General features: G+C 34.3%; 11 protein-coding genes. 9 read left to right on the top strand and 2 right to left on the bottom strand.

What is annotated here, in order from left to right; all coding sequences use genetic code 11:
- Window positions 1–45 precede the first annotated feature (45 nt).
- From PQ463_RS08705 to nagB, 4 genes are all read left to right on the top strand, one after another.
- Window positions 46–408 carry a BlaI/MecI/CopY family transcriptional regulator gene (locus tag PQ463_RS08705; RefSeq protein ID WP_274257301.1) on the top strand — a complete coding sequence of 121 codons (363 nt, stop codon included), beginning with the start codon at window positions 46–48 and terminating at the stop codon, window positions 406–408.
- Window positions 405–2,417: a M56 family metallopeptidase gene (locus PQ463_RS08700; RefSeq protein ID WP_274257300.1), complete on the top strand. Its 2,013-nt coding sequence runs from the start codon at window positions 405–407 to the stop codon at window positions 2,415–2,417. Before PQ463_RS08705 ends, PQ463_RS08700 begins: the two co-directional genes overlap by 4 nt.
- 279 nt (window positions 2,418–2,696) lie before the next feature.
- Window positions 2,697–4,790 (top strand): alpha-L-fucosidase, encoded by a 2,094-nt coding sequence (locus PQ463_RS08695; RefSeq protein WP_274257299.1) that lies wholly within the window; start codon window positions 2,697–2,699, stop codon window positions 4,788–4,790.
- 412 nt (window positions 4,791–5,202) lie between these two features.
- Window positions 5,203–7,116: a glucosamine-6-phosphate deaminase gene (gene nagB, locus PQ463_RS08690; RefSeq protein WP_274257298.1), complete on the top strand. Its 1,914-nt coding sequence runs from the start codon at window positions 5,203–5,205 to the stop codon at window positions 7,114–7,116.
- Window positions 7,117–7,323: 207 nt separating this feature from the next.
- On the opposite strand, the gene PQ463_RS08685 is transcribed toward nagB, so the two are convergent.
- Both PQ463_RS08685 and PQ463_RS08680 read right to left on the bottom strand, forming a co-directional pair.
- Window positions 7,324–8,040, bottom strand: a complete 717-nt coding sequence (locus PQ463_RS08685) for a LytR/AlgR family response regulator transcription factor (RefSeq protein WP_274257297.1) — start codon at window positions 8,038–8,040, stop codon at window positions 7,324–7,326.
- 71 nt (window positions 8,041–8,111) lie between these two features.
- The gene (locus PQ463_RS08680; RefSeq protein WP_274257296.1) at window positions 8,112–9,170 is read right to left on the bottom strand and encodes a sensor histidine kinase; all 1,059 of its coding nucleotides are present in this window, start codon (window positions 9,168–9,170) and stop codon (window positions 8,112–8,114) included.
- Between the two features lie 130 nt (window positions 9,171–9,300).
- Here PQ463_RS08680 and PQ463_RS08675 point away from each other — a divergent pair, with 130 nt between their 5' ends.
- From PQ463_RS08675 to PQ463_RS08655, 5 genes are all read left to right on the top strand, one after another.
- On the top strand, window positions 9,301–11,541 hold the full coding sequence (locus PQ463_RS08675) for a GH92 family glycosyl hydrolase (RefSeq protein ID WP_274257294.1): 2,241 nt from the start codon (window positions 9,301–9,303) through the stop codon (window positions 11,539–11,541).
- 22 nt (window positions 11,542–11,563) lie between these two features.
- Window positions 11,564–13,441 carry a sodium:solute symporter family protein gene (locus PQ463_RS08670; protein WP_274257292.1) on the top strand — a complete coding sequence of 626 codons (1,878 nt, stop codon included), beginning with the start codon at window positions 11,564–11,566 and terminating at the stop codon, window positions 13,439–13,441.
- Window positions 13,442–13,719: 278 nt separating this feature from the next.
- On the top strand, window positions 13,720–14,685 hold the full coding sequence (locus tag PQ463_RS08665; RefSeq protein WP_274257291.1) for a glycoside hydrolase family 130 protein: 966 nt from the start codon (window positions 13,720–13,722) through the stop codon (window positions 14,683–14,685).
- A 7-nt stretch (window positions 14,686–14,692) separates the two neighbouring features.
- The gene (locus tag PQ463_RS08660; RefSeq protein WP_274257290.1) at window positions 14,693–15,760 is read left to right on the top strand and encodes a carbohydrate-binding family 9-like protein; all 1,068 of its coding nucleotides are present in this window, start codon (window positions 14,693–14,695) and stop codon (window positions 15,758–15,760) included.
- Window positions 15,735–16,853, top strand: coding sequence for a putative glycoside hydrolase (locus tag PQ463_RS08655; RefSeq protein ID WP_274257289.1), 1,119 nt, complete (start codon window positions 15,735–15,737; stop codon window positions 16,851–16,853). Before PQ463_RS08660 ends, PQ463_RS08655 begins: the two co-directional genes overlap by 26 nt.
- Window positions 16,854–16,883 lie beyond the last annotated feature (30 nt).

Below are 16,883 nucleotides of genomic sequence, written 5' to 3'. Positions count from 1 at the left end.
TGCTACTAATTAATTAGTAGTTATATTTGTCAAAAGATTTCTACTATGATAAAATTAGCCAAACGAGAAGAACAGATTATGCAGGTTTTTTGGGATTTAAATAAAGCCTTCATCAGAGATATTATTCCATTGTTGCCAGCTCCCAAACCACATTATAATAGTGTTGCGACGATTGTCAAAATATTAGAAGAAAAAGGGTTTTTAAATCGGGAAACAATAGGGAATATGCATTGCTTTTTTCCTGTAATTCAAAGAGAAGAATATCAACAATTTGCGCTGAAAGATGTTGTGAGTCAATATTTTGATAATTCTTATCCACGAATGCTTGCCTTTTTTGCTAAAGAGCAAAAATTAACCGAAAAAGAATTGGACGAAATCGTAAACATGATAAAAAAAGATTCTAAATGATACCTTATATTCTATACACAGCACTTATTCTTTTTGCTTGCCTTATGTTTTATAAGCTGCTTTTGCAGAAAGAAACTTTTTATAACTTGAATAGATTTGTTTTGCTGGCGTGCATGGTAGTAGCTTTTACTTTGCCGTTGCTTCCGATTCCGCAGCAATTCTCCCTTCAAAAACAGAAAGTAACTGCAGCTATTCCTTCCATAAAAAAAACAGTTGCAAAAGAACCAACTGCTGAGCTGAAAGCACTTCCTGTAAATGAAGTTTTAGTAAATGAAACAAAGCAACAATTTAATATGACTTTGGTCATGCAGTGGATAGTGTATTTGTATTGGTTTGGTGTCATTGTTTTTGCGCTTAATTTTTTGATGCAAGCTGTTATATTATTTTACAGAGCGTATACATCAGAGATTATTCAGGATGGAAAATTTAGAATTGTCGAAATAACAGGCGATAAAGCACCTTGTTCTTTTGCTAATAATATTTTTATAAATCCTGAAAAATACGAATGGGAAACGTACAATCAGATTTTGCTGCATGAAAAAATTCATATTGAGCAAAAACATACTATTGATCTTTTGCTTGCAGAAATCGTACTTATTTTTCAGTGGTTTAATCCTTTTGCTTGGCAATGGCGAAAAGCATTAGAAAGTAATCTTGAATTTTTGACCGATAACGAAATGCTACAACAAGGTAGCGTAGAAAAAGAAAGTTATCAATTTAGCCTGCTTAAAGTAGCGGCGCCACAATTTCCTTTGAGTCTTACAACTAATTATAATCAATCATTACTCAAAAAACGAATCATCATGATGAATTCAAAAAAATCAAACGTAAACACAACATGGAAATATTTTTTCCTGTTACCATTATTGGTATTATTTGCCTGCCTTTTTAATCAACCGGCAGCGCAAAGTCAGACGCTAACTTCGAATCTTAAAAACGAAGAAACTAAAGGGAGTCCAAACACTCAAAAAGGTGATCAAACCGAAGGAAACTGGTTTGCCACAATCAAAGGTAATACGGTAGAAATGGAATTTAAAAACGACGAGAATAGCCATTCTACTCATACTTATGATATTAGCGAGTTTAGCGGATTATCAAAAGATAAACAAGGAACATTTTCTCTAACGCGTGAAGCGGGAACAATGAACTTTACCGGAAAATTTGAAGGAAATAGCGGAATGGGAACGTATAAGTTTGTTGGCAATAAAAATTTTGCCAAAGAAATGGCTGCACAAGGAATTACATTGGCAGATGATACAGATCTTATGGTTTTCTTTGCTGTAAATATAAAAACCTCGTATGTAAAAATGCTGCATAAAAAAGGGTATAAAAATGTAGACAAAGAACAAGTAATTCCGTTGGCGGCTTTAAACGTAAGTGAAGATTATATTGATTCTATTAAAGATGCTGGAATTGGAAATATAGATATTGAAACGCTGATTCCTTTTAAATCCTTAAACATTGATAAAGCTTTTATTGAAGATATTATTAAATCAGGATATAAAAATGTTTCTCCAGAAAATCTGATCACTTTAAAATCTCAAAATATTGACGGAAAGTATATTAATGATTACCGCTCTTCGGCAAAAACAAAAAAGAATGAAAATGGAGAAGAAGATGAGGACAATATTATTGCTTTCAAAACTTTAAACATAGATAAAGCTTATATTGATTCATTTAAGAAAATGGGCTATAATGATCTTTCAAATGACGACTTAATTGCTTTAAAAGCTTTAAATGTAACTGCAGAATATGTTGGTCAATTTGAAAAAGTAGGTTATAAAAACATTTCGTCTGAAGATCTTACGGCTTTAAAATCGCAAAATATCACGGCAGATTTAATTAAGGAATATAAGGATTTGGGTTTTTCAGATCTAGATTTAAATGATATTGTGGGTGCAAAAGCGGTTGGTGCAACGCCAACTTTCATTAAAGCTATGAGAGAAAAAGGACATAACTTTAAAGATATTGGAAAGTATATAGCTTTAAAAGCAGTTGTTGGCAACTAAGCTAATATTGCTTTTGATAGTTAAAGCAATACATTTTCTCTGTAAATAAAATATTCAAGTTGTAAGACTACAATCAAAATATACTAATAAAGCCCAAGTCTACAGATTTGGGCTTTATTTTTTAGGCAACTTTTAAAATAGTATACTCAAACGAATTAGTTAAATAAAACCATTTCATACCAAAATACTGTAAAAAATGCTGTTGGTCGAAATTCTATTCGCAAGATTTCAATTTATACTACATTTATGCTTTATAGATTATTCAAAAGTAAATCAGCAATGAAAAAAATATTCCTTTCTTTATGTCTTTTTGGGGTAATTTCTAATGTTTCAAGTCAGGAATTGACAAATGCTCCAAAGCCTTTTGGACCACTTCCGACACAAAAACAAATCGATTGGCAGGAAATGGAATTTTATGCTTTTGTGCATTTTTCGCTAAATACATTTACCAATAAAGAATGGGGGTATGGAGACGAATCTCCGGAACTTTTTAATCCGTCGCAATTAGACGTTCGACAATGGGCGCGCGTGGTAAAAGAGGCTGGAATGAAAGGAATTATTCTGGTTGCCAAACATCATGACGGTTTCTGTTTATGGCCTTCGGCTTATACAGAACGTTCTGTAAAAAATTCGCCTTGGGAAAACGGAAAGGGAGATTTGGTGAAAGAATTGGCTACTGCTTGTAAAGAATACGATTTAAAGTTAGGATTATATCTTTCGCCTTGGGACAGAAATCATCCACAATACGGCAAGCCTGAATATATAACATATTTCAGAAATCAGTTAAAAGAATTATTGACGAATTACGGAGATGTTTTTGAAATGTGGTTTGATGGTGCAAACGGTGGAGATGGCTATTACGGAGGTGCGAATGAAACTAGAAAAATCAATTCGTTGACTTATTATAATTGGGATGAAACCTATAAACTAATTTACGATATCGCACCGAAAACCTTAGTTTGGGGCGTTGGACCATCTGAAGCAAGATGGATTGGAAACGAAGAAGGTCGTGCAGGAAAAACCAATTGGTCGTTACTTCGCCAGAAAGATGAATTGGCTGGAAAAGTACATTACTCTGAGTTTATGTCTGGACATGAAGACGGAGAAAAATGGGTTCCGGGAGAAGCTGATGTCTCTATAAGACCAGGATGGTTTTATCATTCAGTTGAAGATGATAAAGTTCGTTCGCTTGACGAAATGGTAGATATTTATTATGAATCGATTGGACGAAATGCGACTTTATTATTAAATCTTCCAGTTGATACTCGCGGTTTGGTTCATGAAAATGACGAGGCAAGATTGAAAGAATTGGTTGCCACAATTAAAGCCGATTTCAATAAAGAACTTTTGGCAGGAACTCAGGTTCAGGCTTCGAACATTCGTGCAAACGATTCTAATTTCGGACCTCAAAATGTGAGTGACGGAAACAAAAATACGTATTGGGCAACAGACGATAAAGTAAAACAGGCTACAGTTGAATTTACGTTTAAAAAGCCAACAGCAATCAATAGAATTTTACTTCAAGAATATATTAAATTGGGTCAGCGTGTAAAAGCGTTTTCTATTGAAGTAAAAGTGGACGGACAATGGAAAACAATTGCCAATGAAACTACAATTGGCTACAAAAGAATTTTGCGTTTAGACAGAGTTACCGCAACTGCCCTGAGAGTAAATGTATTGGATGCAAAATCGGGATTTGTAATCAGTACAATCGAAGCTTACAATGCGCCGACTTTTGTAAAAGAGCCACAAATTCTTAGAGATAAAAATGGTTTAGTTATAATTAAATCAGAAGAAGGAAATGCTATTTATTACACTTTGGATGGAAAAGCGCCTACTGAAAAAAGCACTTTATATAAATCACCATTCGTGTATAATAAAGAGGTAGAAATTAAAGCTATTTCACGAAATGCTAAAGAGAAAATCAACAGTGGTATAAAGTCGGCAAAATATGGTGTTTCTAAAGAGAAATGGAAAGTGATTTCGGTTTCTAGTGGTGACAGTAAATCTGTAGAGCGAATAATTGACGGAAATGCAAATACAGATTGGAGTTTTGGAAACGAAGAAAACAAACTGCCACAAAGTGTTGTTATAGATATGGGAGAATTGATCAGTATCAAAGGTTTTACCTATACGCCGCAACAGGTTGGTAACAATTTAAATTTGATTTCAAATTATGAATTGTATACAAGTTTAGACAGTTTTTATTGGGATAAACAATCAGAAGGAGAATTTTCGAATATTAAACATAACCCAATTGAACAAATTAAAAGTTTTTCTGCAGTAAAAGCAAGATTTTTGAAATTTGTCGTTACAGCTGCGGTAGGAAAAGCGCAAACAGTTTCGATTGCTGAAATTGGCGTTATAGAATAAGATATGGATTCGTAGAAACAAGTCATTCCATAGGAATGTTTCGTTGGTAGAACCAAATTTGTATTACGATTATACGTTCCGTAGGAACGTTTGATTAACAAAACGGTGCCGCATTTCTATGAGATCAAGTGTTCCTACGGAACACAATACTAAACAATATTTTTTTTCTACCGACGAGATATTCCTACGGAATATTGAACATAATCTTTCAATATTATATGAAATCAGCTTGCCAGTAGTCAGTATTAAAATCTGTGATTATCCGCGTTTTCGCAAAGCGAATCTGTTTTATCCGCGTACTATTTCATTCTTATTTTGCCTTTTGCCGAAGCTTAGCCGTTATTAGTCGAATTTTTAGTACGAGCGGATAATATAATTCTACTTTTATCTTAGTAATTAAATGGCAAGGCAAATGATTAAAGAAGATATAGGTTTTAGAGAAGCAGGAAAATTTGAAGAAACACGTTTTGAGAAAATTCATAATGTTATTTTCGAATCGTCGCAAGAAGCTTCTTTATTGGTCGCTCGTGAAATTGCCAATTTAATTCAGAGAAAAAATGAGCTGAACGAACCTTGTGTTTTAGGTTTAGCTACAGGATCTTCTCCTATCAAAGTTTACGAAGAGCTTGTTAGAATGCACAAAGAGGAAGGTCTGAGTTTTGAGAACGTTGTGACTTTCAATTTGGACGAATATTATCCGATGGATAAAAATGATATTCAGAGTTATTATCATTTTATGCATGAGCATTTATTTAATCATGTCAATATTCATGCTGAAAATATTAATATTCCTGATGGGCAGGTGAGTGCCGAGGAATTACAGCAATATTGTATTGATTACGAGATGAAAATTATCTCTTACGGAGGACTAGATTTTCAGCTTTTAGGAATAGGAAGAACGGGACATGTTGGGTTTAATGAACCTGGTTCGCACGTAAATTCAGGGACAAGAAGTATTACGCTTGATCATATCACGAGAGTAGACGCTGCAGCTTCTTTTTTAGGAATTGATAATGTTCCTAGAAAAGCCATTACAATGGGAATTGGAACCGTTAGAAATGCAAAAAGAATTGTTTTGCTGGGCTGGGGAATCAGTAAAGCAGGAATTATAAAAAATACAATCGAAGGTGAAGTTTCTTCGCACGTTCCAGCTACGTATTTACAAGAGCACAACAACACAACATTTGTTCTAGATACGGAAGCTTCATCTGAATTAACAAGAGTTAAAACGCCTTGGCTGGTTAAATCTTGTGTTTGGACAGGTGAATTAAAATTAAAAGCGGTGGCTTGGTTAAGTGAGTTGACTAAGAAACCTTTCCTTAAACTGACTGATAAAGATTATAACGACAACGGAATGTCGAGTCTTTTGACGGAGGAAGGAACTGCATACGATTTGAACATTAAAATGTTTAATAAAATGCAGCAAACCATCACGGGATGGCCGGGCGGAAAACCCAATGCAGATGATACCTACAGACCGGAGCGTTCCACGCCGGAAAAGAAAAGAATTATCATTTTCAGCCCGCATCCAGATGATGATGTGATTTCGATGGGAGGAACTTTTGACCGTTTGATAGAACAGGGGCATGAAGTTCATGTGGCGTACCAAACATCAGGAAATATTGCCGTTTCAAATGAAGAGGCATTGAAATTTGCTGAGATTTCAAAAGCATTGAATCCAGATTCTAGAATGTCTGATAAACTAATTGATTTTCTTCAGAACAGAACTGGAAATGAAATTGATTCATTAGAAGTAAGAAAGCTAAAAGGATTAATTAGAAGAAGTGAATCTTTTGGCGCGACACGTTATTTAGGTTTGCCAGATTCTAATGTACACTTTTTAGATCTTCCGTTTTACGAAACAGGAACAGTTAAAAAGAATAATCTTTCGGATGCAGATATTAGCATTATGTGCGATATTATTGAAAGAATAAAACCGCATCAAATTTATGCCGCAGGAGATTTAGCAGATCCGCACGGAACTCATAAAGTGTGTTTAGATAGTTTGTTTGAAGCTTTGAAAAGATTAAAACATGAAAGCTTTATGAATGATTGCTGGGTTTGGCTTTACAGAGGTGCTTGGCATGAATGGGAATCGTACCAAATTGACATGGCAGTACCAATGAGTCCTGACCAAGTTTTAAAGAAACGACATGCTATTTTTTATCACCAGTCTCAAAAAGACGGCGTTATGTTTCAAGGTGATGACAGCAGAGAGTTTTGGGTGCGAGTTGAAGACAGAAACAGATTGACTGCAGAAAAATACCACAGCTTAGGATTAGCAGATTATTCGGCTATTGAGGCGTTTAAGCGTTATCACTTCTAAGTGCTTTTTGCAGCAATAAAGATAATAGACTATTTCATGGTTTATTTTGGTTAGTTACCTATAATTGAGAGAAAATGCGGTCGTGGTTGGCCGCATTTTCGTTTTTATATGGTTTAGAAGTAAAAAAGTTATGGGTTATACGTTATGCGTAGAAGAAACTTTAATCTCAAACGTATAACGTATAACCCATAACGAATAACTTTTAACTTAAATAGAAGAATTCAAAATTTTCTGTTTTACTTCATCAATATAAGATCTTCCTATAACGTATCTAAGCCCTTCAATTTCAATGCTGTTTCCTTCAACTGCATCAATTTTATCAATTGCAATTGTGTATGATCTGTGGATTCTGATAAAATCTCTTTCTGGCAGTAAGCTTGTGAAATCAGATAAAGTGCTGTGAATTATAAATTTACCTGAAGTGGTACTTATTTTTAAATAATCTTTTAAGCTTTCGATAACCAAAATTTCGTTTAAGAAAATCTTCTTCATTTTTTTCTTGTCGATCTTAACGAAGATAAAAGGGTTTTCTTTGCTATTTTCTTGTGGAAGTTTGCTCCCTGCATTATTAAGACGTTTGTTGATTTTGTTAACGGCTTTCATCAAACGCGGAAATTCAATTGGTTTTACCAGATAATCCAAAACATCCAGTTCGTAAGTTTCAATTGCAAACTGATCGTAAGCGCTTGTAATGATAAGCAACGGTGGATTTTCTAAACTTTTAATAAAATTAATACCGTCTAAAACAGGCATGTTGATGTCTAGAAAAATTACATCAATGGTATTGTTTTTTAAGAAATTCAAGCCTTCAATAGAATTGCTGAAGGTGTTTACTAGTTCTAAATCCTCAATCTGTTCAATATAATTTTTAATAACGTTTATTGCCAATGGCTCATCATCGATAATTAAACACTTTATTTTCATTTCTAAATATTATTTTAGGCCGATATTTGGTTTTTTGTAGGTATAGTTTTCTAAACCTATAAAAGCTGAGGCTATGTGACTTTTATAACTAGTTTAACGACAAAAATATTCTTTTTATTTTTAAATGAAAGCTTATAGTCATTTTTATTATATCCTAATTCCAGTCTTTTTTTGACGTTTTCAATACCTATACCACTTGCCTTGTTAAAATTATCTTTATGTACGGTAAATTCGGGCATAGGGTTTGAAATTGTGAAATATAAATAATCACCTTTTACTTTAAATCTGATATCAATGAGAACATTTCCAGTGTTTTTGTTGACGCCGTGCTTGAATGCATTTTCGACGAAAGTCAAAAGTAAAACGGGTGAAATTTCTTTATCGTGAATATCTCCTGAAATAGACATATCTACTTCGAGACGTTCTCCGTTTCTAATTCTTTCCAAATCCAGATAATTCTGAATGCATAAAATTTCATTCTCCAACGACTGTTTTTTTTCCTTTGTTTCATAAAGCATATAGCGCATTAGTTCTGAAAGTTTTAAAACAATTTTTGGAGTCTTGTTGGACTTTTCTACAGAAAGCGAATAAATGTTATTTAAAGTATTAAAGAAAAAGTGTGGTGAGATTTGAGATTTTAAAAACAGCAATTCTGTTTCCAATTGCGATTTTTCTAGATCGGTTACACGTCTTTGTTCCTGCAATAAATCGAGTGTGATTTTAATGGCGGTCACAAAAGTCATTACATACAATTCGCCCATCATCATATCTATTGTATAGTTTAAGGTAAGCGTATTAATAGTCTGCGGACCTTCTGGCCAAACATTATGTGTGATTAGTAAATAAGTCAAGTTGAATTTTAGGACTACCATCACAAAAATCGCCGACAATACACTTACTATATATAGGAAGTATTTTTTCTTGTAAACCAAATGAGGCATCAGAACCAAAATATTCAGATAACATAATGCCATGTGGATTGGGAATCCTAGTAAAGTGGTTTTTAATGAATAAACATAATCGTTAAAATAGCTTCCCCATCTGAATGTATTAAACACAAAATACGTCAGCCAAAAGTAAACGTGATAGCGAATAGGTAAACTATATGGTTTGTTTGAATTGAAAATCATAATCGTAGAATAGAATGTCGTTTGTTACTATTTTTTGATGTTTAGGGCTGTTTAAATGTCGTCCGTCTAAAAATGTTTTGGTAAAAATTGAATTTATCTAAATTTAAAGTTAAATTAATATTGTTTTGATATGAAGAAAATTACTCTGCTCTCTTTAACGGTAATTTTTGCTGCAAGTTGCAAAATAAATGTAGATAAAAACAAAGATCACAAAAGTTTTGCAACAAATTATGTAGATCCTTTTATTGGTACTGGTGGTCACGGACATACGTATCCTGGCGCAACAGTTCCGTTTGGGATGCTGCAAGTGAGTCCAGATAATGGAGTTTCGAGCTGGGACTGGTGCTCAGGCTATCATTATTCTGACTCAATAGTTTCGGGTTTTAGTCACTTACACTTAAGCGGAACAGGAATCGGTGATTTGGCAGATATTTTATTTATGCCGACAAACAAAAAATTAGACTTAACCGCCAAAGCCGCTTCACGCGATTTCCTTCCGTATAAATCAAAATACAATCATGTTAACGAAAAAGCAACACCGGGTTCTTACCAAGTTTTTCTTGAGGATCCTAAGATCAATGTAGAATTAACTTCTACGCAAAGAACCGCATACCATAAATATACCTATAATAATAACGACGTTCAGTCGGTTGTTGTAGATCTTGGTTTTGCGATTAACTGGGATAAGGCGTTAAAAACGTCTATCAAAATTGAAGATGCTAATACAATCAGCGGTTATCGTTATAGTACGGGCTGGGCAAAAAATCAGAAAGTATTTTTTGTAGCGAAGTTTTCTAAGCCAATTACAGAATCTATTATCACAGCTGATAAAAAAGTAGTTTCAGGTCAAAGTGCTGAAGGCGAAAATACCGCTTTACAATTGTTCTTCGATTCTAAAAACTCTAAAGAATTGGGTGTAAAAGTGGCACTTTCTTCTGTAAGTGTTGAAAATGCAAAAGATAATTTAGATGCCGAAGGCTATAATTTTGAAAAAGCAAAATCGGATGCCACTTTAGAATGGAACAAAGCTTTAAGCAAAATTAAAGTAGAAACTCCAATTGACTCTCTAAAAACAATTTTCTATACCGCTTTGTATCATGCACAAGTTGCGCCTGTAACCTACAGTGATAAAAACGGTCAGTTTAGAAGAGAAGACGATAAAATTATTACCGCTAAAGATTATACGGCTTATTCTACCTTATCGCTTTGGGATACTTTTAGAGCGGAGAATCCATTGCTGACAATATTAGAACCAACAAAAGTTTCAGATTTAGTAAACTCGATGTTGGCATATTATGAGACTAAAAAGATACTTCCGGTTTGGACATTGTATGCAAATGAAACCAATACTATGACAGGATATCATTCGATTCCGGTTATTGTGGATGCTTATATGAAAGGCATTAAAGGTTTTGATGCTGAAAAAGCTTTTGAAGCAATGAAAGCAACCATGATGCAGGACGAACGCGGATTGAATTTCTATAAGAAATACGGTTATATTCCGTACAACTTATTAGATGAATCGGTTACAATTACTTTAGAATATGCTTATGACGATTGGTGTGTAGCTCAAATGGCAAAAGCATTAGGAAAAACAGCAGATTACGAATTTTTCTCTAAACGTTCAAAAGCTTACGAATATTTATTTGATGCCAAATCTGGTTTCATGAGAGGAAAATCGGAAGACGGGAAATCGTGGAACGAACCTTTCGACCCAAAACATTCAAACCACAGAGAACATACAGATTATACTGAAGGAAATGCTTGGCAGCACAGCTGGTTTGTGCCTCATAACGTGGATGATTTTATTAAGCTTCACGGCGGAAACGACACATTTACAAAACGATTAGAACAATTATTCACAGAGAGTTCTGAAATTACTGGAAATAATGTTTCAGCAGATATTTCTGGTTTGATCGGACAATATGCACACGGAAATGAGCCAAGCCACCATATTGCTTATATGTTTAACCACGCCAAACAGCCTTGGAGAACACAATATTGGGTACGTCATATTTTAGACACACAATACAATACAACAGCAAACGGATTGAGCGGAAACGAAGACTGCGGACAAATGTCGGCTTGGTATGTATTCAGTTCGATGGGATTATATCCAATGAATCCAGCTTCTGGAGAATACGAAATTGGAAGTCCGATTTTTGAGAAATCAACTTTAAATCTTCCAAACGGAAAAACTTTTGTAATTGAAGCAGAAAATGTTTCAGACAAAAACTTCTATATCCAATCGGCTACTTTAAACGGGAAAGCATTTAATAAAACAGCAATCTCTCACCAAGATATGCTAAACGGAGGTGTATTGCATTTTGTGATGGGAGCACAGCCAAACCAAAACTGGGGTCTAAACTAACTAATTCAAAAATAAATTATTAATGAACATTATTGACGTATCAATCATTTTAATCTATATCGTAATGTCGGTCGGTATAGGAATCTGGATTTCGAGAAAAGCATCTAAAGGTTTGGATGATTATTTCTTGGGAGGAAAATCTATCAAATGGTATTTTTTAGGTTTAAGTAACGGCTCTGGAATGTTTGATGTTTCGGGAACTTCCTGGATGATTGGCGTTTTATTTCTTTATGGCGTAAAAAGTTTCATGTTCATGTGGCTTTGGCCGATATGGAATCAGATTTTTGTGATGATGTTCCTCGCGGTCTGGATTAGGAGATCAAAAGTAATGACAGGTTCTGAGTGGATTCTAACTCGTTTTGGAAGCGATCAGGCAGGAAAAGCATCGCATATTATTGTAGCTATTTTTGCTATTATTTCTACAATTGGTTTCATCGCTTATTTCTTCGTTGGAATCGGGAAATTTGTAACCATCATTCTTCCTTGGGATTTAACGGTTCATATGAATGGGAGAGTTTTCTTGACTTCAGAACAAGCTTATGCATTGTTAATCATTTTCTTAACTACAATTTATACGGTTAAAGGCGGAATGTTTTCTGTTGTAGCGACAGAGGTTGTGCAATATTTAATTATGATTGTTGCCGGAGTTTTAATCGCGGGTTATGCATTCATTAATTATACAGATATTCAGATTAATTCGATAATTACGCCAGAATGGAAAAATGTTTTCTTCGGATGGGAATTTGAAACACAATGGAGCGATAAATTCGAAACTTTCAATAGGTTAATTGATACAGAAGGTTATAAGATGTTTGGCGCTTTTATCGGAATGACACTTTTCAAAGGATTCTTTGCGAGTGTTGCAGGACCAACTCCGAGTTACGATTTACAGCGTGTTCTTTCTACAAAATCGGTAAAAGAAGCGGCTTATATGAGTGGTTTTACCAACTTGATTTTATTTATTCCTAGATATTTATTAATCACAGGAATTGTAGTTATTGCTTTAGTGAATTTAGCACCAGAATTAAATGCAAACGTTAATCTTACAGGAGCAGATTTAGAATTGTTGATGCCAAAAGTGGTAAATCTTTATATCCCAGTTGGAATTAAAGGAATCCTTTTAGCAGGATTATTAGCAGCGTTTATGTCTGGATTCTCTGCTTTCGTAAACGCAGGACCAGCGTATATTGTAAATGATATTTATAAAAAATATTTCAAGCCAGTTGCTTCAAACAAACATTACATCAAAGTAAGTCAGATTTCTTCTTTCTTGGTTGTTGGTCTTGGAGTTTTCATGGGATTCTTTGCAGATTCTATCAACTCATTAACACTTTGGATTACAAGTGCTTTGTATGGTGGTTACGTAGCAGCCAATTTCTTAAAATGGATTTGGTGGCGTTTCAACGGATGGGGTTATTTCTGGGGAATGGTTGGCGGATTAATCGCTGCTTCTCTTCAATTTATTTTGGATCAGAACAAAGGAAATTTAGAAGCTGGAACATTCTTGCATGATCTTTCGCAAGTGCCATCCATTTACTTATTCCCATTAATTTTCGGAATGTCAATTTTGGGTTGTCTTTTAGGAACTTACTTAAGTAAACCAACTGATATGGAAGTTTTAAAATCTTTCTATTCAAACGTAAGACCTTGGGGATTCTGGACTCCGGTTTACAAACAATTAAAAGCGGAAGATCAGTCTTTCCAAAAAAATAATGATTTCTATTTAGATATGATGAATTGTGTAATTGGTATTGTATGGCAGTCAAGCATGATTTTGCTTCCAATTTATTTCATCATTAGAGATTATCCAAAAGCTTTAGTAGCATTAGCAGTTTTCTTAGTGACGACTACAGTGCTGAAGTTTACTTGGTTGGATCGAGTTAGGAGGATTGAAGAATAGAGATTTTGTAGATACAAGATTAAAGAAGCAAGATTTTAAAAATTTAAACACATAGAAACATAGATTTTCTTGACTTTGAGAAAGGTAAGAGAAAGAAACTAGTTTCTCACACATAGCTTGGAACATAGCTCGTAGTTTCAACTACGGAACGCAAAATTTGCCGTAAAGCTATGTTTATTAAAACAAGTGAAACACCTTTTATAGGCAAAGAAAAACTATGTTTCTATGTGTTTAAAAAAGAATAAAACAAAAAAACTAATAAATAAAAAAAACAAAAAATGAGTACTATTCCTTGGCAAGACAGACCCGAAAACAGTAAAGATGTAATGTGGAGATATTCTGAGAATCCAATTATCGACAGATATTCGATTCCTTCATCAAACAGTATATTCAATAGTGCAGTTGTACCTTTTGGAGACGGATATGCTGGGGTTTTCAGATGTGATAATAAAGCGGTTCAGATGAATATTTTTGCTGGTTTCAGTAAAGATGGTATCAATTGGGACATCAACCACGAACCAATTGTAATGCAGGCTGGAAATACAGAAATGATTGAATCTGCTTATAAATATGATCCTCGTGTGGTTTGGATCGAAGATCGTTACTGGATTACTTGGTGTAATGGTTACAACGGACCAACAATTGGTATTGGTTACACTTTCGATTTTAAAGAATTTTTCCAATGTGAAAATGCCTTTTTACCATTCAACAGAAACGGAGTTTTATTCCCACAGAAAATCAACGGAAAATACGCGATGTTAAGCCGTCCAAGTGATAACGGACATACGCCATTTGGAGATATTTGGATTAGCTACAGCCCAGACATGAAATATTGGGGAGAACACAGATTGGTGATGAAACCATCTCCGTTTGAGCAAAGCGCTTGGCAGTGTACAAAAGTAGGAGCAGGACCAATTCCAATCTTGACTGACGAAGGATGGTTAATGATTTACCATGGAGTGATCAATACTTGCAACGGTTTCCGTTATGCAATGGGTTCAGCACTTTTAGATGTTGATTCTCCAGATCAGGTAAAATACAGAACACAACCTTATTTATTAGGACCTGCTGAGACTTATGAAATGGTTGGAGACGTTCCAAACGTAGTTTTCCCTTGTGCTGCTTTACACGATATTAAAGAAGATAAATTAGCGGTTTATTACGGTGCGGCTGATACTCATGTAGCCATCGCCTTCGGAAAATTAAGTGAAGTAATTCAATTTACAAAAGATAATAGTTTATAATATAAAGATGCATAGTAGAAGTAAATTATTGTCCCTTGCCGTTTTTTTTGTTGGATTGATGGGTTATGCGCAATCTGAAAAAGAGGTTACACCAAAAAGTTATATTGCCTATAAAGCTTCAAAAGAAATTGTTATTGACGGAGACGGCACAGATAAAGACTGGGAAAAAGCATCTTGGACAACTCCTTTTGTCGACATAGAAGGTGTTGAAACTCCAAAATACAAGACTCAAGTCAAAATGTTATGGGACGATAATTACTACTATATCTTGGCAAAAATAGAAGAGCCTCACGTTTGGGCAAATCTTAAACAACGCGATACGATTATTTTTTATAATAATGATTTTGAGGTTTTTATCGATCCAGATAATGACACTCACAACTATTATGAATTAGAAATTAATGCATTAAACACGGCTTGGGATTTATTCATTAATAAACCTTATAGAGAAAAAAATACCGTTTTAAACGACTGGAATATCACAGGTTTAAAATCGGCTGTAAATGTAGACGGAACTTTAAATAATGCTTCAGATGTAGATAAAGGCTGGACATTAGAAATTGCCATTCCGTGGTCGGTTTATAAAACATCTTATTTTGATGATATTGTTCCGAAAGATAAATTTTGGAAAGTCAATTTCTCTAGAGTGAATTGGCAGCATTCAGTTATCGACGGGAAATACGAACGAAAAAAAGATTCAGAAGGAAAATTTCTCCCAGAATACAATTGGGTTTGGTCGCCTATGGGAGTGATAAATATGCATGAGCCCGAAAAATGGGCTTATGTGTACTTCTCTTCAAAAGAAAGCGATGATAAATTTACAATTCCACAGGAAGAAAAAGTAAAATGGGAACTATATACTTTGTACCGCGCTCAAAAAAGATATTTTGATAAAAATAAATCATGGGCAAAATCACTGCAAAGTATCAGTAAAAAAAATATAGTTGTTGATGGAAAAGTTTTAAAACCAGTTTTAGAAAATCATTCATCAGGATTTAATATCTTGGTAAAGAGTCCTTTTTCAAACAAAACCTTAATAATCAAAGAAGATGGTAAAATTATTACGAACGAGTAAGTTGCAAAAACTATCAAAAGTTTTAGTATTAGTGCTTTCGCTGAGTTTATTCTCGTGCGGACAAAAAGAAAATAAAGATCAGGAAAACGGTAAATTCACTTTTGGAGTCTGGACAACTGCTGACGCTAAAAAATCGGATGCAGATTATTCGAAAGAATTCAAAAAATACAAAGATGGCGGAATTGATGAAGTTTTAATTAACACGCAAACCGATCCGAAACTATTAGCAAGATTGGTTCCGCTTGCAAAAAAAGAAGGACTAAAAGTTCACGCTTGGATTATGGCAATGAATCGTCCAAATGATTCAGTTGCTTTACAGCATCCAGATTGGTATCAAGTAAGCAAAGAAGGAAAATCTTGTTTTGATAACCGTCCGTATGTAGATTATTACCAATGGCTTTGCCCAACTAAAGAAGAATCTAGAAACCACGTTTTAGGTTTAGTGGAAGGTTTAGCAAAAGTTGAAGGAATTGAAAGCGTACATTTAGATTACATTCGTTTCCCGGATATTTTCCTGCCAATCAGTTTATTGCCAAAATACAACTTGGTTCAAGATGTAGAATTACCACAATTCGATTTCTGTTATTGTGATGCTTGTGTAAGCAAATTCGAAAAAGAGCATCATAAAAATCCAAAAAACAGCCACAATACTTCAATTGATATGGAGTGGAAAAACTTCAGATTAAATGCAGTAAAAGCTGTAGTTGACGATGCGTATAAAATTGCCCATAAACACAATAAGAAATTAACGGCAGCCGTATTTCCTTATCCGGAAATGGCAGATCACATGGTGCGCCAACGTTGGGATAAATGGAATATTGACGAAGTATACCCAATGATTTATCATAGTTTTTATGATGAAGAAATTGATTGGGTGGGTTACGCAACCAAACAAGGTGTAGCAGATTTAGAAGGAAAACAAACGAAAGTAAATACAGGAATTTATATTCAAGGATTGAAATCGGATGCAGAATTGAAAGAAGCAATTTTACTGGCGAAGAAAAATGGCGCAACTGGAGTTTCTTTTTTTGACGGAAATGCTTTATCTGATAGTAATTTAAAAACAATTAAGTCCGTAAAAGCATCGTTATAGTCGATTTTACTCGGATTAAAAATTTTTACG

The sequence above is a fragment of the Flavobacterium sp. KACC 22763 genome (assembly GCF_028736155.1).
Lineage (GTDB): Bacteria > Bacteroidota > Bacteroidia > Flavobacteriales > Flavobacteriaceae > Flavobacterium.
This window is presented reverse-complemented; position numbering and strand designations above follow the sequence as displayed.